We start from the raw sequence: 351 nt of genomic DNA, 5'->3' as shown, positions 1-351 counted from the left end.
ATGGGTAGCCTACTGCGGGTTGTCGCTCCTACCAAATGCAATCCGCTACATTTCAGGAGACACACCGGAATGTCAGGGCAACACATGCGAACAGGGCCGAGGTTTCCCCCGGCCCTGCCCGATCACATCACCACACTATATACTATGTACCTAGTGGACGGTCGCTTCGTCCGGTTTGGCGCGGTTGCTGGCAGCCACGCGGTCGCCGATGATCAGCCCTTCGGCACCAGCCTGCACGGGGATAAGATCCCCATCCAGCACGTCACCCGCCAAGATCATCTCGGCTAGCGGGTCCTGTAATGCGCGCTGAATAACCCGCTTCAGCGGACGCGCCCCGAACACCGGATCATA

At 59.8% G+C, this 351-nt stretch carries 1 protein-coding gene; it reads right to left on the bottom strand.

From position 1 onward, the window contains the following. Positions 1–150: 150 nt before the first annotated feature. The coding region (locus B3849_RS07260) for a hypothetical protein (protein ID WP_286779969.1) at positions 151–351 on the bottom strand (201 nt) is incomplete at its 5' end.

It is taken from the genome of Sulfitobacter sp. UBA4523 (assembly GCF_002388305.1).
Taxonomy (GTDB): domain Bacteria; phylum Pseudomonadota; class Alphaproteobacteria; order Rhodobacterales; family Rhodobacteraceae; genus Sulfitobacter; species Sulfitobacter pontiacus.
Note: the sequence above shows the minus strand (reverse complement) of the source record. Positions and strands in the feature narration are given on the sequence as shown.